Below are 22,687 nucleotides of genomic sequence, written 5' to 3'. Positions count from 1 at the left end.
TTTGTCCGGTGTGCGAGCCAGTACCTTCATCAGGGTCGGGGTCGACATATCGGCGCAACAGCAGATCGCAGAGGGCGGTAATGAAGAGTCGTCGCATCGTATTGGTCGGTACAGCAGTGTCGTGCTTGCTGGCTGGTTGCAGTGACAGCGGATCGGACCAGGTGACGACCGTGACGGTCACGGCTCCGGTGGCGGGCGGGACCGCCGGCACCGGTTCCGGTGCCACGGTCGAAGCGATGCCTGCTGCCGAGGATCTGACTCCCCGGGGCAACGCCGTCGGCACAGTCGGCGAACCGCTCACGAGCGGTTGCGTCGGGCAGGTGTGCGACCTGACGGTGACCGTGACCGGCATCGAGGTGAATCCGGCCAACTGTGACGTCTATGGCGACGGCCAGGTCGTGGCCGTGCGCCACACGATCGTGACCGGACCGAATCTGCCAGCTCAGGTGTGGGATCCGATGGGTACCAGTAGCTGGATGGCAGTCGACGAACAAGGCACCGTGAACTCGAAGATCACCGGAGGCTGGGTGGGATGCGGCGACAGCGCGGACGAATTGATGCCCAACTCGACGTATCACCTGACCACCCCGCTCAACGTGCCCGCGACGCACACCACCTTGATCTGGCGTCCGATCAACTCCGGTAAAGATTTGATCGCCGCCCGAGGCCTCGAGTTCTCGCTCTCGCCCTCGCAATGACCCGGCCGAACGGAACCGGGATGACCCCGTCACCTACGGACCGAGGTGCCTCGGCCGAGCGACGATCCTTGGTCGGTAGGTGCGCCCCATTGTGGGGTCAGGTGATCAGGCCGGCGCGGAAGGCCGCGAGGGCGGCTTCGACGCGGTTGCGGGTGCCGAGCTTGTGAAACACCGCCGAAAGGTGGGTTTTGACGGTGGTCTCACTCAGGAACAGCCGGCCGGCGATGTCGGCGTTGGACGCACCGGTGGCCAGCACCTGCAGCACGTCGCGTTCCCGCACGGACAGCACCCCCAGCGGGTCCGGGTCCGGCACCGGAGTCGACGCCGGGCGGGCGGCGACGATCCGGCGCAGCGATTCTTGACTGAACAAGGTGTTGCCGGCGGCGACGGCGCGCACCGACTGATGGAAGGTGTGCGGGGGTTCGTCCTTGCTCAGGAAACTGTGGGCTCCGGCGGCCACGGCCTCGACGACGAGGTCGTCGACGTCCATCGCGGTCATCGCGATCACCTTCGGCGGATGCGGCAGTCCCATCAGCTGGCGGGTGGCCTCGAGGCCACCGACGCGGCGCATCTTCAGATCCATCAGCACCACGCGTGGGCGGTACGTCTGGACCGCGCCCGGGACCCGGTCCCCGTCGTCGACATCGGCGATCACGGTGATGTCGTCGGTGGCGGCGAAGATATCGGTCACGCCGCGGCGGACGAAGGGGTCGTCGTCGACGACCAGGACGGTGATCGGTGCGGCTGCAGTCATGGCGCGCACAGCGTAGACCGCGGCGCAGACACCATGGGCCGCACGCGGTGTCGAGGGTCAGGCGAACCAGGGCAGCCAGCAGGACACCACGAAGTCGGCACCGTCCACCCCGGCGTGGACGGTGCCACCGATCTGGTGGGCCTGCTCGGTCAGCCCGGTCAGACCGGCACGCGAGCCGGTCGGCACCGCCGGCGGACGGGTGCTGAGCGCGTTGCGGACCTCGATGCGGAGGCCGTTCTCCTCGGCACCGGTGATGGTGATGTGCACCGTCTGATCCGAGGCGTACTTCTGGGCGTTGGTCAGTGCCTCCTGCACGACCCGGTAGGTGACGTGCCCGGAGACGGTGCCCACCTCCCCGGGACGCAGGTCGGTGAACACGGTGGTGTGCAGCCCGGCCGCGCGGGCCGAGTGCACCAGGTCGGCGACCGCGTCGATGCCCTGATGCCCACTCGAAGGTGGGGCGCCGGCGCTTCCGCGCAGGACCCCGACGATGTGCTTGAGCTCGTCGAGCGCGTCGTGGGCGGTGCTGCGGATCATCGAAGCGGTGTTGGCGATCTTCTCGGGGTTGTCGGCGCCGCCGACCTGCAGCGCGCCGGCGAACAGCGAGATCCGGCTCAGGCCGGCGGCGAGGGTGTCGTGCATGTCGCGGGCGATGCGGGTGCGTTCCTCGGTGCGGATCATCTCCTCGTGCAGTGCCCTGGTCTGCTCGGTGGCCCGGTCGCGGCTGTGCTCGGCGGCGGCCAGCTGGGTGCGAGTGCGTTTGACCATTGCGAGCGCGACGACAATCGCCACCAGCAGCGCCGCCGCCAGCCACGGGATCCACCACGCGATCTCCCACATCGGTTTCGGCTCACCCGGTTCGGGCTTCTGTTCCATGCTCAGCACGGAGTTGTCGCGGGTGCGGTGCGCGTCGTAGGTCAGCGAGATCGCACACGCGAGGTACACCGCGCCGACCGCGGCGGCCAGGCGAGGACGGTTGCGCTCGACCTTGACCAGCGCGTAGAGCGCGATCAACGCGGCGGTGGCATCGGTGGACAGCACCAGTGGCCCGGCCACCGTCACCGCGAGCACCGGCCAGGGATGTTCGTGCCGCCACACCAGGGCCGCGGCCGCCACCAGATTCACCACGAAGCCGAGCGTGTAGTTCCACACCGGTACGGTGCCCGAGTCCTGCGACAGCACGAACGCGGCCATGGTGCAGAACGCGCTCAGCGCCACCGCGCCGGTGGTCCAGGCCCGACGGATCCAGACGGGGCGGCGCAGGTGCCGGGTCGAGGTGGCCATCACGTCCTGCACGGTACGCAACCACCGCACCGGTGCGGGATCGGCCGAACGGACCTGACCCTCCCCCGGATCGGGCCGAAAGGAGGAGACGGTCCGGCCGATCGGACGAGGTGCCGGGGCACACAGGTCGGGTGAGCTGGACACACCGGCAGCGCGGCGATCCTCGTGCCCTGCCGCCCTCATGTTCCGTTGTCGTTGAAGGAGAAGCGAGATGACCGATCCCGGCGCGTACCCGAACCCCGGCCAGCATCCGACCCCGCACGAGCAGCCGCCGCGCACCAGGCGCCGGCGCTGGCCGTGGCTCGTGATCGGGGTGCCGGTGCTGCTGTTCGGGGCCTGCGGGGTCGCGGTGGTCACGAGCGTGGCCGGGGGCAACGACACCACCGTCACCCCTGGCCCTGCAGCCGGGGACACCGACGGTGGCGCGCCCGATCGGGGCCCGGACTTCCCCGGCAAGCTGGACCACGACACCGCCGCCGCGGCGGGAGCGACGATCACCCGCGACGAGCTCGCCTACACCGTGAGCCCGCTCGAGGCCGTCGACACCGTCCTCGGGAGCTACCTGTGCAGCACGGTCACCATCGACAACGTCGGCACCACCCAGAACGACTTCAACGGCTACACCGACTGGAGCCTGCAGGACACCGGCGGCGCCATCCGCGATGCCACCTTCGGCCCCGACCGGCCCATGCTCAACTCCGGCCAGATCGCCCCCGGTGGCCGCGCCACCGGCAGCGTCTGCTTCGACGACCGCACCGGCGCGACACCGGGCACCTACGTGGTGCTGTTCGAAGACACCTTCTCCCTGTCCACCGACCGTCTGGCCTGGATCAACGCCCTGTGACCCACCAGGACACGGCAGCACCGCGGTACGACCGACCCTGCCGCCCCCGGTGGCGGCGCCGGCGGTGACGCCGCCGGCGATCACGCACCCGGACATGCAGCGGCGCAACGGTCGATACTCCCGCACCGAAGGTCGGCTCCGTGGCCGAGGTCGGGAAGGGCTGAAACTGCACCGACTCCTGCGCTGGTGGCGGCTCCCGGCGCCCCCGGTGCGGCGAGAGTCGACGCAGCCCTGGTGACGGCCGGAGCGACTACGCGCTCGGCGGCGCGCACCGCGCAGGGCACCCGGTTGCTGTGACCAGCGGTAACCCTGTAACAGACCGATCGGTTCGCGCGACACCCGAGTCGATCGACTTTCGCAGAACGGACAACAGCATGAACCAACCCGCCGGCTGGTATCCCGATCCCGGGGACCCCAGCCTGGTGCGCTACTGGGACGGCACCGGGTGGAGCCCTCGGACAGCACCGAAGTTCTCCACCCCTCCACCTCCCCCACGGCGGCCGCAACCGACCGCGAAGCAGGCGAAGAACTCCAAGCTGATCATGGCGGGTCTCGCCGTGCTGGGTGTGGTGGGCCTGGTGGTGGCCGTGGCGGTCGGTGGATCGAACTCGGACGAGGACGGCTCGACCACCGTGGCCGCCCCCTCGACCACGTCGGCGAGGGCCACGGCGACGTCGACGACCCGCTCGGCGGCGCAGATCCAAGCCTCGGAGCAGGCCGCGGCAGCGGCGGCGAGCAGAGCCGCGGCCGCCGCAGCGGCCGAGGCGGAGCGCAAGAACCCGGCCGCGTACGAACAATTGAACACCCGGGACTTCGCGTTGATCGCCCGGGATTCGGCGGCGGCGCAGGGCCGCAAGATCGTGCTCTACGGCTACGTCAGCCAGTTCGATTCCGCAACGGGGACAAACCAGTTCCGAGCGAGCGTGGACTCGCAGCCGCTCGGGTCCTGGTACGAGTACGACCACAACGTAGTGATCAAGGCCAGCGACCGCGGCCTCGTGGCCAACGTGGTCGAAGACGACCTGATCACCATGTGGGTCGAGGTCGACGAGCCGCTGACCTACGACACCACGCTCGGCGGTTCGACCACCGTGCCGAGTTTCCGGCTGAACATGATCGAGGTGACCGGCTCGAAGTAGGTCCGTCAACGACGACGCGCCCCCACTCGAGGAAACAGAGCGGGGGCGCGTCTGTGGTAGCGACACCACGGGATGTCCCTTCGAATGGTGTCGACGAAAACGCGACGAGCATTCCACCGGCTCGACCCCCCTCGAGAGGGGCTCCCCCGGGATCCGCTCGATTCCGAATCCGGCTCGGCGACTGCCGATTCGCCAGGATCCGGGCCCCGAGAACACCGCTGGGTCCTAGTCTCCGGGGCCGGAATATCGTGGCGACCTCACGCACAGGCCGCGGGACCGCCGAGCTGGTCAACGATATGGCGTTTCCTGGCTGTTCAGCGAAGAGATAGCGAATTCGGAGAATCACACATCTCCGTATCTTGCAGAATTCGATATGCTGACCTGAGGAGCTCTGCGCCCCTCCCGCTGTGCCCCCTCGTCGACCAAGCGGCCGGCAGCCTGTGCCCCCTGCGGCCGGTCGGACCGGTAGCGCGCCGGTACCCGGCCGGCACCGATTCGCCCCCTCCCACAGCGCAGAGGCCGGGCGCGAGGCCCCATCCCGAAGGGTCAGCTCGCCTCGGTCGAGCCGGAGGCCGCGGACGCGGCGCGCACCTCGCGCAGTTCGGTGCGCAGTTCGTCGGCGCGGTCGCGGGCGGCCTCGACCTGGGCGCGGGCCGCGGCGGTCTCGGCGCGGGCGGCCGCGAGGTCGGCGCGCACGGCCTCGGTGCGGTCCCGTTCGGCGGCGGTCTCGGCGCGGGCGGCGGCCAGGTCGGTCTCGAGCCGGCCCACGGTGGCCGCGGCCTGATCGGCGGCGGCACCGAGCCGGGCGAGCTGGTCGCGTTGCTGTTCGACGAGGGCCTCGAGGTCGGCGGTTCGCCGACGGTGCCCAGCCTCCGAGTCCTCGAACCGGGTCGCCCACGCGTCCAGGGCTGCGGCGTGGTCGGCGCGCAGGCGGTCGAGTTCGTCCCGCTGCTCGCGGCGGGCCGCGGCGAGTTGTGCGGTGGCATCGTCGGCCTGCGCGACGGCGGCCGCGGCGGCCGCGTCGGCGTCGGCGCAATCCTCGAGGGCGGTGTCGAGTTGCTCACGCAGACCGGCGATCTCGGCGCCGGCGTCGGCGCGGACCTTGTCGGCGTCGGCCTGCACCCGGCGCAGGTGCGCCTCGAGCGCCGCCGGGTCGGCCAACAGCGCGGTGGCCGCAGTGATCGAGGTGGCCACCTCGCTCAGGCGCGCGAGCGCGGCCTGGGCTTCCTGCCGCAGCAACGGAACCGCCTCGGCGAGGGTGGACACGGCCTGGGCCGGATCGGTCGGGGTGGCCGCCTCGAGCCGCTCGGCGCGGGCCGCCTCCTTCTGCCGTTGCCGCCAGGCCCGGACCCGGTCCGCGTCCGAGGCGTACTCCCGGCGCCGCCCTCCCCTGGTGCCCTCGGTCATCGCCCCGCCCTCCCGCTCGCCTCCTGAGTCTCCGATCGATGCTACCTCGTACGTATCGTTTCGTACGTAACAAGATACGTACGAAACGATGGGGTTCGAACAAACCCGAGACGGGGGGTGGGTGACACCGCCCGTTCCCTCGCCGAGGCCGCGGCGGTGGCCGCCACCCCTTGGTGGCGCGAGGGTTGGGTCAGCACGCCGGGTCGGGGCCGCCCGGGCCGGGCACGCAGTCGTCGACGGCGGCCGCGATGGTGGCCCGGTGTTCGTAGTCGTCGATCCACTCGAGCACTCCGTCCGGGCTGTCGGGGCCGGCGCTCAGGCCGATCCGGAAGCGGGTGTCGATGCGCAGACACACGTACGGCGACGGGTGGCCGGTCCGGTGGGTGGCGGCCGTGATGCGGCGCAACGCGGCGGCGCCGGCGAGCACGGCGTCGACTTCGGTGGCGGCGGTGCCGGATTCCTGCGCGACGGCCGGATCGCAGGTGACGGTCCAGGTGTGCACGAGCGGGTCCTTTCTTCGGGTCGGTACGGGCCTTCGGTGGATGCCACTGTGCCCGCCCCGCTCCGGCCCCGGGCGGGGCGGAGACGGGCAGCGGGCCCGGTTCTGTGGAGAACCGGGCCCGCTGTGGACAACTCACCGGGGGTCAACGCCGCCCGTCGAGGGCGAGGGCCTTGTCGTCGGTGGGCAGCAGTACCGATCGGGCCACCTGGACGGTGCGGGCGAGTTCGGCGGTGAAGGCGCGGTGACCGGCCCGGTCGAAGAACCGGAAGGTCAGCGGTCCGGTCTCGACGTCGACCCAGTGGATGTGACGGCGACGCTGCGGGTCGAACGCCCCGCCGGGGGTGATCTTGGACTGCGGCACCGTCGACCAGTGCACCGTCACCAGGTGCTCGTCGGTGGCGAAGCGGTCCGGGCGCAGCAGGAACTGCTCGGGCAGCACCGTCGTCACCCCGTCGGTGGCCGGGCGACGCAGCACCGTGACCAGGCCACGGACGACGGCAAGGTCGGTGAAGACCATCCGCACCGCGCCGATGGTGGCGAACACCGCCGCGCTCGCGGTCAGCGCGCTGGTCACATCCAGCCGCACCTGTTGATCCTGCCCGGCGATCAGGACGGTGGTGCGGGTGGTCGAGCTCGGAAAGCTCGGGGTCTGCGGCGCGGTCATGGCGACCTTCCTACTGGAGGTGAGAACCGGCGCGGGTCCGCCCGTTCTTTTGCCCTTCTGGCAAGGAGATGACGACCGGCATGAGGGCCGCGGAGTGCAACTTCTGGGACGGAAAAATCTCGCCGGAGCGCAGCGGAGGAGAGAATTTTCCGGGCCGTCAGGCCGCGCAGCGCCCAGGGGTTGCGCGCAGCGGACCGCCGGTCACAATCGGATGGCCAGAAGGGAAAAAGAAAGCTCTTCGACAGGGCGGAGCGCAGCGGAGCTCGATTCGGTGTGCGCCGCAGGCGCACCACGGACCACGCCCGAGGTCGACGACACCCCTGTCGGCGGAGCGCACCGGTGCGCGCAGCGGGATCGTGGTCGCAGATCCCCAGGCGTACCCGTCAGACTGGCGCGTAGTCCCTCTGGGGTGGGGCGGGCAGTGGTCGTGCCTACGGGCGCAGCCGGTCGAACCCCTCTCCCCTGCGCCGTGCCGGTGCCGCTGGGGTGTGCCGATCGGGTGACGGCCCCGGCGGCCGGTCTTGTTCACCCGGGGCGGGGCGGCCTCACCGACAGAGGCCGGACCGCACGACCCGGCAACGTCTGAGGAAACGCGCAGCGGGGCTGGGGATCCCGGTCTCCCGTGCTGGCGCGCGAGGCCGGAAAGGCATCCGCACTCCCGCGTTATAGCGCTACAACGCCCGAATCGGTGCGGGGAAGCGGCATCGGTCCGGCTCCGACCTCGGACGAACATGCCGGAGCTACGTTCCTCCGAGCCCCCGAGTGAGCAGCGGCCGGCGGCATCGCGGCGGCTCGGGCCGGAGATCCACCTTTCGAGGAACAGCCGTCGCGGACACCTGCGGCGGGTGAACGTTCGCTGCGCCGCGGCCGGGGACGGTAGTCGTGCCGTTCTCAGATCGGCGCGGGCGGGTGCCGGGGGCGTCGATCCGGCCGGGGTTACAGGTCGAACAGGGAGAATTGGGCGGCCTGGGCCCGGGTGTCGGCGTCGCGGCGGTGCCGGTCTGCCATGGCGCGGGCGAGGTCTTCGGTGCAGCCGAGTTCGGTGGCGACCTCGCTCCAGTCGTGGCCGTCGTGGCGCAGCTGCCACGCCACTGGTGCAGCTGTTCGTCGGTCTCGATGCCGGGTGCCCCTCATGACGGGGGCGCTCGCACCCCGTAACTCGTGCGCTGCCGCGACCGTAGCCGAGCAGGCGCGGGTTCTTGGGCAGGCGCACCGCGGAGGCTCCGACCAGCTTGAGCCGTGCGTCGGGCCGTGCCGGCAGGACCGGCCACGGCGCGCAGCGAGCCCGCGACAGCATCGGCGGAGGCCGGTCCGGACGGGGCAGGTCGCAGACACCGGCGGATGCGCGGCGGGCTGTGGTGATCGACGACCATGCCCTGGGCCCGATACCGGAGGAAGAAGGTGCGACAGGCAACCGTGGAGATCTTCGTCGACGAGGCCAAGACCAAGGACTATCTGATCTGCGCGGTGGTGGCGCCTTCCGAGGATCTGCTTGCGGCCCGCAAGACGATGCGGGCGCTCGAGGCCGAACAACCGGGACCGGCTGCACATGCACAGGAAAATCCGATCGCCTGGGTCCAGAGGGGGCAGTGTCGGCGCGTGCAAGAACAGCGACAACCCCGGCCTTATCGGTTCGCCCTTCTCCTTGAGGAGCCAACTGCGGACGGCCATGTGGTCCCCTCCGTCGTTGACCCACTTTCGGTTTGCAGTATTGACCAGGCCGATCGTCATCCCAGGCAGCGACCCTGCCTTGCAGGTATGCGCGCCGGGCCAGTGCAACTCCAGACCGAGCCGGCGGGCAGCGCGGCAGCGATACACCCGGATGGGGCCGGGGTGCGTACTTACCCTCCTGATCCCATTTGTCTCGGCGACGAACACCAACACCCATGTATCCGCCACCTACCGTGCGGTGCGGCGAGGAGCTCCCTCGATTCCGTGACGTCATCCCGGCTTGGGAAAAGCCGTCGCCACCCACGGTGTGGGGGATCGAGTACATCATCTGGGGAGCGCATCTCGACACGACGGTCATCGATGAGATCCCACAGTGACGATTCCGGCCCTTCCAGGGCAGCCGGGTCCACTTCGACCGGCCCCGACCTGGACCAAGTCGAAGCCCCAAGGAAGGCCTCTCCGATTATGTGCCATCACAGCGCACCTTCAGCGTCAGTGCCCGTACTGGGCGCTCGGATGCCGAGCGCAGCAGCGAAACGTCGAACGAGGTGGGGGTGTCCGTCCCGGTGAGGGCGTGACCGTTGCGGGGTCGCCGAGCTGTGAACCTGGACACCGCTGGATACCGCATGTTCTCACTCGCCCGCCACCAGCTTGTTTACCAAGGTGGTCAACAGCGCACGTAGCGATTAGGGCTGCCTGCGCTAACTGTTCTTGGAAGCGGGGAAGGTCGATACTGGGGGTCGCAGTAATCAGTCGCAGTAATCAATTGTGGTGGCGACACGCTCTTCTGGGCGGTGTGCCAATCGGTGGGCTCGGCTCTGGGGAACCATGATGGTTGATAGCGAAGCGACAGAGGTACGGGCGGCGTCAGGGACGCGACTGGAGCGGCTCGTGCGACACGGTGCTGGCAGGGCGGCTCCTGCAACTGCGCTTGAATTTCTTAGCCTGACCGCGCGGCTCGGAAGTGCGAAATCTGCTGTGTGCCTGGCCCGCGCTGTTGGGGATGAACTAGGGCTCGACACCCAGGCTCTCTCCCACCACGGGGACCTGACTTACGCCCGATTGGCGGACATCGACGCACCGCCGCTGTTGCTGCTGCTTGCCGCCGCCCACTTCCCCCGCACGATCTGGGAGAACCTTGAGACATGGCAGCAGATCGCATTGCGGGCTCGTACCGAATGCGAGTGGTGCAGCTTCCAGACCTTGGTAGAGCAAAGCAACCCAACTCAGGATGATGCACTGCGCGCATACGCGGTCGCGAGCGTGCTTCAAAGTGCGGCCTTGTTCGGCAAGCTTGGAGGGGTCCAGATCGGCAGTGCGACCATGCGACAGTGGCTTGCCATCGCTCTCAACGCCCGCGTGGCCTCGGGGTCGGAAACGGATACCTCCTTCGAAATCGGACGTGAAGTCATTTTGGGCATACCACGCCCCGAAGATCTGTGGTTCCGCCTAAGCCACGAGGTCACCCATCTCTTTCAGGCCGGTGTCTTCCTTGACGACGTGGAGGCGCCACCTGACCCAGTCGCTACCGCACTCGAGCTCGCAGAGCTGCTGCCGGAAGCACTACGTCAGATAAACGGGAAAGACGCCGCTGCGTCCTCAGGGACCGCGCCCGTCGTGCTCAAGGGTGGTATCCGAGTTGAATGCTCTCTCTGGCGGACCCACGACTCCGGCTACCTCCGCCTCTCAATTACGAACCGGAACGGCGGACCAATCGACCTTAAGGCTGGTGCGCCCTTCGGGTTCGCTGCAGCTATAGTGCTCGACGTCGATCCGTCGCGAATCGCGCTTGTTCACTCAGGGATCGGATACTTGGAGGTTGGAATACCGTGGGATGGACACCAACTGACTGATCCGAGAGGTCGCGAATTCATTGAGGACCTTCAGTCAACTCTCCTCGAAAAGTCCGCTACATGGAGGGACGGCATCCACTCGTCCGGGCGATTCGGAACGTATCCCGGCGACATGGCGTCACTCCTCGGACTGGGTGATTCGGGTACTCGTATCCTGCGAGTGCCGGCAGTTGAGGACGATGCCCGTGCTGTCGCGATGGTGACGCACGACCTGCTGGGGACCGCCGGACAGAACGCTGATTGGCTCGCGCTGTTGAGAAGCGCTGTTCGGTGTGGACGTTTGGATGCGGTCACAAAGCTGTGCGATCAAGGAACGTTGCCGCCCCAGAGCCTACGTGAAACCGACATCGGACTCGACGGCCTGGGTAGCAGCCTAGCCTGCAGGTGGCACTTAGGGGAGGTGGACTATGACGGTCCAACAGCAGACGGGCTTGTCCAAGTTGTGAAGACACTCGCCGCGGCAGGGTTCGACATCAGCGCTCCGGTGCTGGACGGTGGCCGAACGCTTCTCACCGATGCCGCCAGTCGATCGCTGTGGTTGACCCAAGAGCTCGTGGTCGCAGGCGTCGACGTCAATCGCACTGACACACGGGGGGCTTCCCCTCTATGGCATGCACGGACTCCCGCGATCGTGACAGTTCTGCTCGATGCCGGCGGGAACCCCGCCGCACACGACAATGACGGCCAGACTCCCTTGCACCGAGCCGCGGAGAACGGCCACGTCGAGATCGTCGACATTCTGCTCGGTCGTGGAGCTCCTGTGTCAGCAATCAATGCTCGGGGCGAGACGCCCTTGTTAAGAGCGATGTCGGCGCAGATCACAAGAGCGTTGTGTGACGCTGGAGCTAGTCCTGACTCATCAACCGTCAGTGGTGAAACGGCACTGATGAGATCGGTGCACCGAGGTGACACAGCCATGGTGGAGGTCCTTCTTGCGGCCGGTGCCGATGTCAATGCAGAAACAGTGAAAGGGGAAACAGCCCTTCACTACGCCGCTCAGACGTCGGGTTCAGGCCGCGCCGTCATCCAGACGCTTCTTGCGGCTGGCGCCGACGTGGACGCACAGACCGCCATCGGGTACACACCGCTCATGTTGGCGGTCATCGATGCCAACACAGATGCGATGCAAGCACTGATTGACGCGGGCGCCGACGTAGACGCCCAGACGGTCGACGGGCTGACTGCACTGATGATCGCTAGCACGGTTGAGGATCCAGCGAGGATCAATGATCGGTTTGGGACCATTGGCGACGCGCGGATGCTCGATTGCATGAGTCGACTCTTGGGCGCCGGCGCAGATATCAGTGCGGCCGATGACGCCGGAGACACCGCGCTGCATCGTGCTTACCGATTCTCCTGGCCGCGGCGGGTCAAGGCGCTTCTTGACGCCGGAGCAGACGCGGCTGCACGCAACAGGGACGGCGCAATCCCGCTCGATCTAGCGGAAAGTATCCACTGAGGCACAGGCCAGAGAACTTACCTGCCGCCACCTCCGATCCGTTCCGTACCACTGCTGAGACCATCCTGACCCATGACCACTGACGTCTTCTGCTGGCCGTTGAGGTGCCAGAACACAATCAGGTATATGAAGAATCCCGCAAACAGACCGATGGAGTAGTAAGAGAACCTCTCCTCATTGATGAACAGCCCGGTAACCACCGCGCCGCCGACCGCACCGATCACGGAGGCAATATCGGAGAGTTCCGTGCCTCCAGAGCGGCGCGCGAGTGTGCGATAGGTGATCCAGCCCACTACAAAGCCAAAGAGCAGTGCGCCCCAGTTGGCGATCTCGTCCATACTCGTTCTCCTGTCCCTTAGTCACTGTCGAATGCAAGGTCCATCGAGCAGAAGGCCGTGTACACCAGCCCTGCCACGTTGCCTTTAGCAAGCAGATCAAGCCGCGCCCGTCTCATCGCCTGACCAACGGTCATTGGGTTGCCTCCCATGAAGTGCTCGTAGAAGCGCTGCGCGAACTCGCTCGCCACAGGCTGTGCGACGGCAATCTCAGTGCCAACAACCCCGGCGGCATTCGCGCCAGCAAATGCGTTGACAAAGTCCACAACCTGCTCCGGCGACAAGGCAGCAGTGTGGCACCCATTGATAAAAACCAGGGGCCGCACATCGAGCCACAGCTCGGGGCTCCATTGCTTAGCCAAGGCCCAGGCGGTGAGATCGCCGGTCGCAATCGCTTCGCCGTGCCCGATTTCCAGGTATGGTTCCTGACGGTCGACTCCGACGTCTCCCATCAGGCGGACGGTGCCATGGCAGTAGAAATAGATTACGGGCGTGGCCGGCATATTGATGGCCGCGATGAGATCGGCGCGCGAGTCGCAGTCGGTCACATGGAAGCGCTTGGAGAAGATGTCCTCAAGACTCTGCAGATGCGCTCTACTCAGGTTCTCATCAAGGTCCAGGCTGCGCACCGTCGCCGCGCGCGCATCACCTCGGAGGATAAGGGATGTCGGGAGTTGACCTTCAAGAACAGACGGAGGCTGCTCAATCAGGTGACGGAATCCCCAGAAATTGAATGGACACAAGACATTAAGTTCAAGATGGGGACCGAATGGGCATTCTTCGGGGTAGTCGGCGAGCCTTTCCTTGGAATCCGACCAATTGGTGAGAAGTTCGCAAGGATTCCATTCATCTTTACCCTGGCGCGGTCCATCATACACCAACGCCCATGGGAAGACCGTCCTGCCTGCTCGTGATATCTGTATTTTGGAAGTCGATCTTAGCGCGGTCTGCAATTGGATCCGAACCATGACGTTTGGAATTGCCGCCTGCAGGAATGACCATCCGTGATGCGCGAGTGTCTTGAGGTCAACCTGGAGTTGCTGTTCCGAAGCGGCGTTATTCGAGTCATACTGCGTCTGATGATTGCGCCCAAGCGTGATTAGTTCGAGCTGTTGCCGAATCGGAGCTAGTACGCCGTTCACATCGCTTTCGCGGAGATTTGAAGAAGTTGCGGGGAGATCGGCGCCTTTCACGACGATAGTGTGCCTTCCGCCATTTGACTCGTTGGTCAGAAGATTCAGCTGGCGCGACTTGAACTCAACGGCATGCCCGAGATCATGGGTGAGGACGTAATCAACTACTGCATGTATCGCAACACTTGGGGCACCGGTCCCGACGGAGAAGGTGAGGCGAAAGGACTGCATGGCGTTATTTTCGTAATAGACTGTGCACCGCAATGTACCTTTGGATTCGCGATTTCCCGTGCGGAACGGAATGTTAAGAGTGCGGCTCGCTCCCGCGAACGGAAGAAGTAGTCGGTGCTCGTTTCTCTCGACTTCGACGCTCGGGCTGGTGACGACCACATCGAACCACCACCCGAAACTGGAGTTGGGCTCAAGATCTGAGACTGGGAGCATTGCTGGGTTGAGCACCAGGGACTGTCCCGTGTCCTGTCCGATCCAGACGCACAGGAGATAGTGATCGTTCGGAAGGAGCGAAGCGGACGCCGGTAAGGGCACGCCAGATGCAACTCTGATCTCGGCGTTCACTACTCGCGGGGCACTTTCCCAGGAAATGTGATGCCGCTTTCCTGTGGTTCTTGAAACGAGGTCGAGGTCTTCGACCCGACGGAGCGCTTCGGCAGCGAAGGCTGCTCCCAGGTTTCGCACAGAGTCCTCTCTTGTCGCCGGCAGTGTCAGTTTCGCAACGGCATCGGCCTCCATACCACCCAGCACCCTGTCGAGCGCCGACTGTCGAGTCATGCTCGAGAGTGGTAGCTCGACCGCGTCTCCAATGCGGAGGACAGCCGGAAGGGAAGGATATCCCTTGTAGTACAAATCGACCACCTGTGCCGAATTCTCCGGAGCGTATGCCTCGAGTTGAAAACCAAAGCTGTACGGGGATTTGTCGAAGTTCAAACCGTAGCTCGGCTCTTCTTGAATTAGGGAATCTACCTCGACCCGGACGTCACGGTCGTCGGTCGACTCGGTCAGCACAGACGGGTCGATTTCCCAAGGATTTCCGCCCCCCGAAAAACGTCGGAGTCGGATGCGATCGAGCCAGGACGGGCTTCTATCAATATTGTTTTGGTCGAGGAAGAGTTCGGTCAGAGGAAGATTCGCGAGCGCCTCAAGCACCTCAGCGGTGAGGCGGTTCCTCGCCAGGTCCAGCCATCGCAGAGAGTGGAGGTCCGAATTCGGCGACCACAAGCGCGTTAAGTTGTTCCCGCTCGCGTCCAGTCTTCGCAGGTTCGCGAGACTCGGCAGACTTTCCAAGGTGGTCAATCGGTTCCGCGAGATATCGAGCGCCTCAAGTGAGGTTAGTCCCGCCAATGGAGCAAGGGTAGTGATCTGATTGAAGCTTAGATTCAGCCAGCGTAGCTGATGGCAATCCCCCAACTCCACGGGCAGCGAACGGAGGCGATTCTCTGAGACATCCAATGCCTGAAGGTTGATGGCCGCTGAGATCCCACCGAGCGTGGTGAGTCGATTCCCGGCGAGGCTCAAATTCTCAAGCCTAGGTAGATACTGTAGCCACTCTGGAACGGATTTGAATCTGTTGCCACTTAGATCGAGAGCAACGAGGTCGGCCATTTCTACTGGCGGGGGGGACGACAGTTCTTGAATGCCTAGACCGTGCAACGACAAGCGGCCTGTTTCCGACCAACGTTGTGAGGTTATGGCGGCGTTGACTTGAGCACTTGCGTCGGCCATGCTGTCTCCCCGAGTCGTTCTCGACGCTCCAGCCCAAAACCCTTATAAGAAGCCGGGCCGGTTTGGCTGCTGCTACAAACTGGTCCTTCGTTCTGTAGTTTTGGGGCCCCGCGTAGGTTGCATTCTCTACTGCGGGCCAGCGAACGCCTCATCGATCGAGTCTGGGCATCGACCTTCTCGGTAGCAGCCACGCCGCACCCAACTTGAGGATGGCATCTGATTCCTCTTCTGTCCCGGATTTAGCTGCCCGAATGCCGTATGCAAGGCACTGCCCGAGCAGTAGCACGATTAAGGTGCCTCCGACGGAGACCGCGTTCGTCGCACCGACTGTGCTTTTCGACCCGCCTAGTGCCGCACCGACAACCACGGGGAGACCGCCGAGGCGGTCGAGTAGAACACCCGCTTGCGACGCTGTAGCACCGTCTGCGACGCATTCACCGCCAACCGTCACAAGGACGGTCCCCGACAAAGATGCCAAGAAGACTGCGGTGCGGTGTACCTCACCGAGTACTACAACATGGAACAGTCTCCGTCACCAGGTACTTTTCGGCGGTGAAGCGGTCCGGGCTGAAGAGGAAGTGTTCGGGCCGTGCTAGGAGGAACCCGCCGGTGGTGGGCGGTGCAGCGCCGAGACCAGGCCGCCGGTGACGACGGGATCGGTGAAGACCATCCGCACCGCACCGATTGTGGCGAGCTCATCGCGCTGGCGGTCAGGGCGTTGGTCACGTCAAGCCGCACCTGTTGATCCTGCCCGGCGATCAGGATGGTGGTGTAGGTGGTCAGGGTCGGAAAGCTCGGGGTCTTCGGCGGGGTCATGGCGACATTCCTGCTGGAGGTGAGAACGAAGGGTAACCCATCCGTTCTTTTGCCCTTCTGGCAGGGAGAAGGTGGACAGGAATAAGGGCCATGGAGTGCAACTTCTGGGACGGAAAATCTCGGAGGAGCGCAACGGGGGAGAGAATTTTCGGGCTCTCAGACTGCGCAGCGTCCAGGGGTGGCGTGCAGCGGACCGCTGGTCATCATCGAAAGGCCAGAAGGGCAAAATTTGGGCTCTTTGACAGGGCGGAGTGCAGCGGAGCTCGATTCGGAGGTCTCGAGGCTGGCGGCCTGGTCTCATCCGATAGGGCCACTCGGCAGTTGGTGGGCCCAAATAGGCGAGATCACCTCGGGCGTGGCGGACTCCTGTGGTGCAACGACCTCGCGGGTGGGACCACGCTCCTTCGGTCCGTGCACACCATGCGGGTCCGCCGGCCCGCCCCCTCCCATGTCATTCAGTCGATTGGCACCAAGTCGAGGTTGCGTCGATCCCGCTGAGAACGCAGCGGAGGCATCTGGTTTGATACGCCGTACGAAGCGATCTCGACGCTTCCTGTGTATGAGGAGTATCCGCGAAATGAACGGACTGCTGGGCGTCGGCCTCGTCGTTGTAATTGTCTGCGCCGCGATTGCGGCGACGATCGCCGGGAAGAAGAACCGGGACGCGCTCGGCTTTGGCATCCTGGGGTTGTTGTTCGGGCCGATCGGTGTGCTCGTCGCCGCCGTTGTCGCGCCGGGGCGGCCTTCGGCTCCCGAAGGATTTGTCGCCGTGACTTGTCCGCGCTGCAACACCGATCAGAACGTCACGAAGGACGAGCCCAAGTTCGAGTGCTATCAGTGCCAGACCGAGTCACGCGTCCTCGATGCCGGCGGAGACATCGTGGTCAAGCGGTAGTGCTGAGGCCTGGGCTCTCGATGCAAGCAGGGCGGTAGGAGCCGATTCGACAACTGCACAGTCCCGAACCCTCAGGGTAATTGTGCCGCGCAGCGAGTGGCAGTACCCGCGGCGTTCTCCGACCGGCGCGGATTCCACCCTCTCGATGAGACGTGGCCGGCTCGCTCCTCCGCGAGCGGGCGATGAGCGTACCGACGTCACCGGCAGCCCCGAGGGGTGTCCCGGAGTGGCCGCGGCAAGGGGCGTCGATCCGGCCGCGTTACAGCTCGAATAGAGAGAACTGGTCGGCCTGTGCCTGGGTTTCGGTATCGCGGCGGTGCCGGTCGGCCATGGCGCGGGCGAGGTCTTCGGTGCAGCCGAGTTCGGTGGCGACCTCGCTCCAGTCGTGGCCGTCATGGCGCAGCTGCCACGCCCACTGGTGCAGCTGTTCGTCCATTTCCATGCCGGGCGCCCCTTCGATGACCCGGGGGCGCTCTCGCCCCTCAACTCGTGAGCTGCCGCGACGGTAGCCGAGCAGGCGCGGATTCTCCGGCAGGCGCGCCGAGCAGACACCACCCTGGTGGAGGCCGTGTGTGGGCCGCACCAACAGAAACGGCCACGCCGCACAGGGCGTGGAGCACCGGCGGATGCGGGACCCCGCCACGGTGATCGGCGACCATGCCGGGGCCGGATACCGGAGGAAGAAGGTGCGACGGGCAACCGTGGAAATTTTCGTCGACGAGGCGAAGACCAAGGACTACCTGATCTGCGCGGTGGTGGTGCCCTCCGAGGATCTGGCTGCGGCCCGCACGATGATGCGGACGCTCGAGGCCGAACAATCGGGACCGGCTGCACATGCACGACGAGCGCCCGGAGAACCGGCGGCGGATCGTGGCGGCCTTCGCCCGCACACCGCCGATTCGGCAGGCCCACCTGTTCACCGCGCCGATCGCCGGTCGCCCGCACCGGCAGGTCCGCGACCAGTTGCTGGCGGCGTTGGCGGTGCACAGCGCCGAGCTGGGAGCGCGCCGCATCCTGGTCGAATCCTGTGCCCAGGACAAGCAGGATCTCGCGGCGCTCACCGGCGCCCTCGCCCACATCGGGGCGCTCGAGACGGTGCGGGCGATGGTGGACCGTCCGCACGCGCACGAGTTGCTATGGGCCGCGGACCTGATCGCCTACGCCTACACCGCCGGCGGACAGCTGCGGCGCGCGATCGACTCGCTGGTCACCGTGCACCGGGTGCCGTAGACAAGCGCAAAGGCCGGGCGACCACGCAAAACGTGCGGGCTCCCGGCCTCACTTTCCTGACTCTTCGCCAGGACACTCTCAGGATAGCGAGCTACTCCCCTCGTCGTCGAGCACCATGCCTTCGGCACGAACCCCAAGAACCAGACCAGACCGGACCATCACCGTGACACCGGCCGCCACCGCCACATGACGCGAACCCCGCGGGATACTCGACCGGCCGGGCACCACCGTCCGCCCACCGCCTTCACCGGGGGATCACCACCTGCCCCGGAAAGGCCAGTGCCCCGGCGGCGGGGGGTGAAGCGCCGAGGCACGCGGGCCCGCACGTTGGAGGGGACCGTGCGCGACCTGGCGACAATACACAGAACCAACGCCCCCCGGAACCAACGCCGCCTCACACGCCGGGGGGATGTCGGACCGGCGTCGTACGCTGCCCGGTGAGCGCCCCGGCACCCAACGCACCGGGGCGTTCGCTTGTGTCAGGACCACCGCACTCCCGGCCGCGGCGGGCCGACATGGGGCGGTGAGCCGATGGTGAGCTCGCAGGTGCGGCACGTCCAGGTGCGGTGACCCCCGGCGCCGGGTGTGCAGTCGCACGGGATCCATCCCACCAGAACGGTGTACCGCGTGAGCCGGTGCCCGAACGGGCATCTCGCCGGTGCGCGCTCGTACCGAACCACACCCCATGATCGCACACACGTTCGAACACGCCTGCTACGGTGGAACTCGACGCCGGGACTGTGGGGGAAGCACAGTCCCGGCGTCACTGCTTTCTCCGCCCCACCCCGCCCGCCTCGCCGGGCTGCGGTCAGCGGTTCGTTCGGTGCTTCGGGCACCTACCCGCACGGCCTGGCGTGCAACCCCCGGTGGTGTCTGGTTACACCGACACCAACTGTTCCTCGCGGGGGGTGAGCGCGTCGAGCGGGAGCGGCACCACCGGGGGGATCTCGAAGCCTTCGGCGTAGGCGGCGTTCTTGAAGCGCTGCCAGCGTCGGCACACCGTGGACGGGGACGGGGTGTCGTCCAGCTCGACGGCCACCTGCGCATAGGTCAGGTGCGGGCGGTCCAGCAGGATCGCCGCGACCTCCTTCTCCTCGCTGCGCAGCGTGCACCCAGCCAGGAACTCGCGCAGGCCCTCGGCCGTCTGCGGATAGCCACCAGATGTCGGCGTCAGGTGCGGCTCGGGCGGTGCCTCAAGACTGGCCGGGGCCTGCACGGCCCCCTCCCCCGGTGCATCCTCGCCGAAGCACCCGGCGCCTTGCGGCTGCACCGTTGCAGGCTCGGCGGCACCGGTGAAGACCTCGTGGTGCACGCGTGCACCGGGGTACTGCACGTCGTCCCCGACGGGTGCATCCACCGCAGGGTTGTGCAGCTCCGATGCCTCGGGTGCGCTCGCGTCCCGATCCTGGTGGGCGGTCGGGTGCGCGTGGTGCACCGCCTGGTTGTAGCGGCCGCGTTCGACGGCCAGCGCCCGCACGATCGTGGTGAACAGATGCAACAGCGCCAGGAACAACAGCGGCACAATCATCGCAATGCAGGCAGCGATTGCAGCCGGTTGCGGCTGGTACCCGACATCGACACCGGCCGCGGCCTGCGCGTGCCGCTGCCCGGCCAGACGGAAGGCGTGATAGCCGTTGCCGGCCACGCTGAGCAGGACCGTGCCCGTGGCCAGGGCCTTGCAGTAGAAGCGGGCACCGCGATACTCGTCGTCGGCCCCCAACGCAACAAGAGCCAAGGCCGCGGCGGCCTGCGCAACATCGAGTGCCACCGGCGCCATCCAGGCCAGTTCCGGGCGCACACCGATTTCCAGGGTGAGCTGGCGCAACGCGTCGAACGACAGGGTGAACGCCAGCGCTGCAAGCACGAGCGTCATCGCTGCAACAGCACCGAGGGCCGTGGTCTTCGAGTGCAACCGTCGGCGTGCACTTGCGGACGGTAGCTGACGTTGCGCAGCGCGAACGTTAAGGTCATACATGATCGGAATTTCCTTTACTGAGGTAGCCGGTCACGGAGTCCCGTTGGATTGCAGGTCGAGCGGGACTCCCCCTCTTTAGGGCGCTAGAACGTTGAAACGCTATAAAGCTAGAGTCGAGGTCTTCCTTGATTGCCAGTTTCAGGCGCACCTGCCCGGATCGCGGCGATCACCTGCTCGGTGGACATGCGAGAGGCCAACTCACGAAGTGCAAAACGAACGATCGCACTACGGGAATCAATGCGTGGTTTTTGCTTCCGCCCGAGATAGATCGCCTCCTCCAGGAACTGGTCAGTCTCGGCGTCCAGATAGATCGTCGACTTTGTTAGCTCGTCCACTTCTACCGAAGGCGCTGGAGGCGCTGCCTTCGGCAACTCGGAGGCAGGCAACGCGGGCGCCGGTTCCCGGCCGTTGACGGTCTGCGCCGCCGCTTGCTCCAAGTGGGCCGCCGCAGCGTCCGAAGTAGACGGTCGGATCTCTTGCACGGGGGGCGCAATGGACTTGGTCGGGTTCTCGGAATCAGTGGGAATTTCCACCGGAACCGACCGGGGCTTGTGCCGCGGTGGCGGCATGGTGCGCCCACCGGCACGCTTGTTCTTTTGCCGCAAGGCATCGAGTCCGTTAGTCATTGACGTACTCCTGGAGGAACTTCGCGGTATCGGTGATTGCAGCCGCGAAAGCCCGCAACGGCTTGGCCGGTGGTTCCTCAGCGGTGATTGCAATGCGCTTCGTCCGAGTGCCAACCCGGGCGGCATGGGGAACCGGAGGCGCAACCTGCACCGGCGTGCCGTCAACCATCCGCGCAAGACGGTCGATCATCGTTCCCGGAGGTGCCGCCGGCACCATTGTCGGCGAAATGACCAGGGGGTAGTCGGCGAGCTCGTCGACGAGCTGCTCAGTTGCATCGAGATCCAGCTTCCGCAACGGAGTCGGCGCAAGAACGACATTTGCAACGGACAGTGCACCATGGGCCTGGGTTGTTGCACCTGGATGCGTGTCCACGACGACCCATTCCGTGTCCCACTCCCCCGCCCACTGCACCAGCGCATCCGCCATTGCATCTTCGCTGGGCGCCTGGTCGTACAGGTCGGGATGCCCAGGTACCAGACGCGGCTTCTTGAAGCCGTTCAACGGCTTGGGGGTCTTGCCGGTGCGGATTGCATCGAGGATCGGAATGCGGGCCCGGTCGAGAGGCCGATCCCCCCACTTACCGGTGGCGCCGCCCCCGTCGTACTCCAAGTCCACCAGGACTGCGTCCAGCTCGTAAGCCAACTCGTACGCCATCGTGGTCTTTCCCACCCCTCCCTTCCGGGAGTGGCAAACGATGATTTTGGCCATTGCATGGAGCCTTTCGTCGGTTGCACTGGGTGCAATGAGTCGGTGCATTGGGGCGCTGCAGCGTGCAGCGCTACCACGCTCTAAACGCTAAGCGTCGGAGCGCTGCAACGTCGTAGCGCCACGCCGTTGCAACGTTGCACCGTTGTAGCGGAGCAACGTTCCAACGCTGCAACGTTCCAACGCTGCAACGTTCCATCGCCAGGGCGTTGTAGCTCTGCAACGCTTCAAGATCGTAGCGCTCTGACGCTCAGCCATGGTAACGGCATGACGTGACAACGTTCTAGCGTTTAGCCGTTATAGCGCTATAACTACGATGTCCGCCCCATCGGGGCGGATTACCGGCGTTACGCTCCGACGTGCAAGCGCTATAGCGGCTCCGCCCCCAGCAATCGCCTTGCGCAACGACGTTGTAGCGCTACAACTCATACTTGCTGAACACATCGGGCGACCAGCAGTTTCCCGAGGCTCGGCCGAGAACTCCGCAGTAGCCCACTGCACTGCTTGCACCGTTGTAGCGGAGCAACGTTCCAACGCTGCAACGTTCCATCGCCAGGGCGTTGTAGCTCTGCAACGCTTCAAGATCGTAGCGCTCTGACGCTCAGCCATGGTAACGGCATGACGTGACAACGTTCTAGCGTTTAGCCGTTATAGCGCTATAACTACGATGTCCGCCCCATCGGGGCGGATTACCGGCGTTACGCTCCGACGTGCAAGCGCTATAGCGGCTCCGCCCCCAGCAATCGCCTTGCGCAACGACGTTGTAGCGCTACAACGCGTGACACCCCCGCTGAGCGAGCCGTCGTTGGTTCAGCGGCAGTGCTTCAAGGGGATGGATCCGCCACGAACCCTCCTCACCCGACTTGGCCGTAACCGTCGCTTCCTCCGTCATACCAGCCGACCGATTCTGCGATCGGCACAGCGGTGCGGCAGACTCCGGTCATGACTTCTGCGGG

At 65.9% G+C, this 22,687-nt stretch carries 18 protein-coding genes; 6 read left to right on the top strand and 12 right to left on the bottom strand.

Going from position 1 to position 22,687, the window contains the following annotated elements; translation table 11 throughout:
- The first annotated feature begins 161 nt into the window (after positions 1 to 161).
- The gene (locus OCS65_RS28355; RefSeq protein WP_263510411.1) at positions 162 to 698 is read left to right on the top strand and encodes a hypothetical protein; all 537 of its coding nucleotides are present in this window, start codon (positions 162 to 164) and stop codon (positions 696 to 698) included.
- A 97-nt stretch (positions 699 to 795) separates the two neighbouring features.
- Here OCS65_RS28355 and OCS65_RS28350 read toward each other — a convergent pair whose 3' ends face one another.
- Both OCS65_RS28350 and OCS65_RS28345 read right to left on the bottom strand, forming a co-directional pair.
- Positions 796 to 1,452 carry a response regulator gene (locus tag OCS65_RS28350; RefSeq protein ID WP_263510410.1) on the bottom strand — a complete coding sequence of 219 codons (657 nt, stop codon included), beginning with the start codon at positions 1,450 to 1,452 and terminating at the stop codon, positions 796 to 798.
- A 57-nt stretch (positions 1,453 to 1,509) separates the two neighbouring features.
- On the bottom strand, positions 1,510 to 2,766 hold the full coding sequence (locus OCS65_RS28345) for a sensor histidine kinase (RefSeq protein ID WP_263510409.1): 1,257 nt from the start codon (positions 2,764 to 2,766) through the stop codon (positions 1,510 to 1,512).
- Between the two features lie 181 nt (positions 2,767 to 2,947).
- On the opposite strand from OCS65_RS28345, the gene OCS65_RS28340 reads away from it, so the two are divergent.
- The gene (locus tag OCS65_RS28340) at positions 2,948 to 3,580 is read left to right on the top strand and encodes a DUF4352 domain-containing protein (protein WP_263510408.1); all 633 of its coding nucleotides are present in this window, start codon (positions 2,948 to 2,950) and stop codon (positions 3,578 to 3,580) included.
- Positions 3,581 to 3,954: 374 nt separating this feature from the next.
- Complete coding sequence (locus OCS65_RS28335) at positions 3,955 to 4,719, top strand: DUF2510 domain-containing protein (protein ID WP_263510407.1); 765 nt, start codon at positions 3,955 to 3,957, stop codon at positions 4,717 to 4,719.
- A 546-nt stretch (positions 4,720 to 5,265) separates the two neighbouring features.
- Here the strand turns inward: OCS65_RS28335 and OCS65_RS28330 are convergent.
- From OCS65_RS28330 to OCS65_RS28315, 4 genes are all read right to left on the bottom strand, one after another.
- Positions 5,266 to 6,126: a hypothetical protein gene (locus OCS65_RS28330; protein ID WP_263510406.1), complete on the bottom strand. Its 861-nt coding sequence runs from the start codon at positions 6,124 to 6,126 to the stop codon at positions 5,266 to 5,268.
- A 190-nt stretch (positions 6,127 to 6,316) separates the two neighbouring features.
- On the bottom strand, positions 6,317 to 6,628 hold the full coding sequence (locus OCS65_RS28325) for a hypothetical protein (RefSeq protein WP_263510405.1): 312 nt from the start codon (positions 6,626 to 6,628) through the stop codon (positions 6,317 to 6,319).
- Between the two features lie 142 nt (positions 6,629 to 6,770).
- Positions 6,771 to 7,292, bottom strand: a complete 522-nt coding sequence (locus OCS65_RS28320; RefSeq protein WP_263510404.1) for a hypothetical protein — start codon at positions 7,290 to 7,292, stop codon at positions 6,771 to 6,773.
- A gap of 936 nt (positions 7,293 to 8,228) precedes the next feature.
- Positions 8,229 to 8,384, bottom strand: a complete 156-nt coding sequence (locus tag OCS65_RS28315; protein WP_263510403.1) for a hypothetical protein — start codon at positions 8,382 to 8,384, stop codon at positions 8,229 to 8,231.
- Between the two features lie 1,641 nt (positions 8,385 to 10,025).
- Here OCS65_RS28315 and OCS65_RS28310 point away from each other — a divergent pair.
- Positions 10,026 to 12,275 carry an ankyrin repeat domain-containing protein gene (locus OCS65_RS28310; protein ID WP_263510402.1) on the top strand — a complete coding sequence of 750 codons (2,250 nt, stop codon included), beginning with the start codon at positions 10,026 to 10,028 and terminating at the stop codon, positions 12,273 to 12,275.
- A 17-nt stretch (positions 12,276 to 12,292) separates the two neighbouring features.
- Here OCS65_RS28310 and OCS65_RS28305 read toward each other — a convergent pair whose 3' ends face one another.
- Complete coding sequence (locus OCS65_RS28305) at positions 12,293 to 12,613, bottom strand: hypothetical protein (RefSeq protein WP_263510401.1); 321 nt, start codon at positions 12,611 to 12,613, stop codon at positions 12,293 to 12,295.
- Between the two features lie 17 nt (positions 12,614 to 12,630).
- Positions 12,631 to 15,483, bottom strand: a complete 2,853-nt coding sequence (locus tag OCS65_RS28300; RefSeq protein ID WP_263510400.1) for a leucine-rich repeat domain-containing protein — start codon at positions 15,481 to 15,483, stop codon at positions 12,631 to 12,633.
- Between the two features lie 1,393 nt (positions 15,484 to 16,876).
- Here OCS65_RS28300 and OCS65_RS28295 point away from each other — a divergent pair.
- Positions 16,877 to 17,194: a hypothetical protein gene (locus tag OCS65_RS28295; RefSeq protein ID WP_263510399.1), complete on the top strand. Its 318-nt coding sequence runs from the start codon at positions 16,877 to 16,879 to the stop codon at positions 17,192 to 17,194.
- 259 nt (positions 17,195 to 17,453) lie between these two features.
- Here the strand turns inward: OCS65_RS28295 and OCS65_RS28290 are convergent, their stop codons facing one another.
- Positions 17,454 to 17,636: a hypothetical protein gene (locus tag OCS65_RS28290; protein ID WP_263510398.1), complete on the bottom strand. Its 183-nt coding sequence runs from the start codon at positions 17,634 to 17,636 to the stop codon at positions 17,454 to 17,456.
- A 392-nt stretch (positions 17,637 to 18,028) separates the two neighbouring features.
- On the opposite strand from OCS65_RS28290, the gene OCS65_RS28285 reads away from it, so the two are divergent.
- Entirely contained in the window at positions 18,029 to 18,424 is a 396-nt protein-coding gene (locus tag OCS65_RS28285) for a hypothetical protein (protein ID WP_263510397.1), read from the top strand.
- Between the two features lie 877 nt (positions 18,425 to 19,301).
- Here the strand turns inward: OCS65_RS28285 and OCS65_RS28280 are convergent.
- The 3 genes from OCS65_RS28280 to OCS65_RS28270 all read right to left on the bottom strand — a co-directional run bounded on the left by OCS65_RS28280 (position 19,302) and on the right by OCS65_RS28270 (position 21,734).
- Entirely contained in the window at positions 19,302 to 20,297 is a 996-nt protein-coding gene (locus OCS65_RS28280; protein ID WP_263510396.1) for a DUF2637 domain-containing protein, read from the bottom strand.
- Between the two features lie 209 nt (positions 20,298 to 20,506).
- Positions 20,507 to 21,025, bottom strand: coding sequence for a hypothetical protein (locus OCS65_RS28275; protein ID WP_263510395.1), 519 nt, complete (start codon positions 21,023 to 21,025; stop codon positions 20,507 to 20,509).
- The gene (locus OCS65_RS28270) at positions 21,018 to 21,734 is read right to left on the bottom strand and encodes a ParA family protein (protein WP_029540292.1); all 717 of its coding nucleotides are present in this window, start codon (positions 21,732 to 21,734) and stop codon (positions 21,018 to 21,020) included. Before OCS65_RS28270 ends, OCS65_RS28275 begins: the two co-directional genes overlap by 8 nt.
- Positions 21,735 to 22,687 lie beyond the last annotated feature (953 nt).

Origin of the sequence: Rhodococcus aetherivorans, assembly GCF_025722975.1 — a bacterium.
Lineage (GTDB): Bacteria > Actinomycetota > Actinomycetes > Mycobacteriales > Mycobacteriaceae > Rhodococcus > Rhodococcus aetherivorans.
The sequence above is the reverse complement of the archived record's forward strand: the minus strand, read 5'-3'. Positions and strand labels throughout refer to the sequence as shown.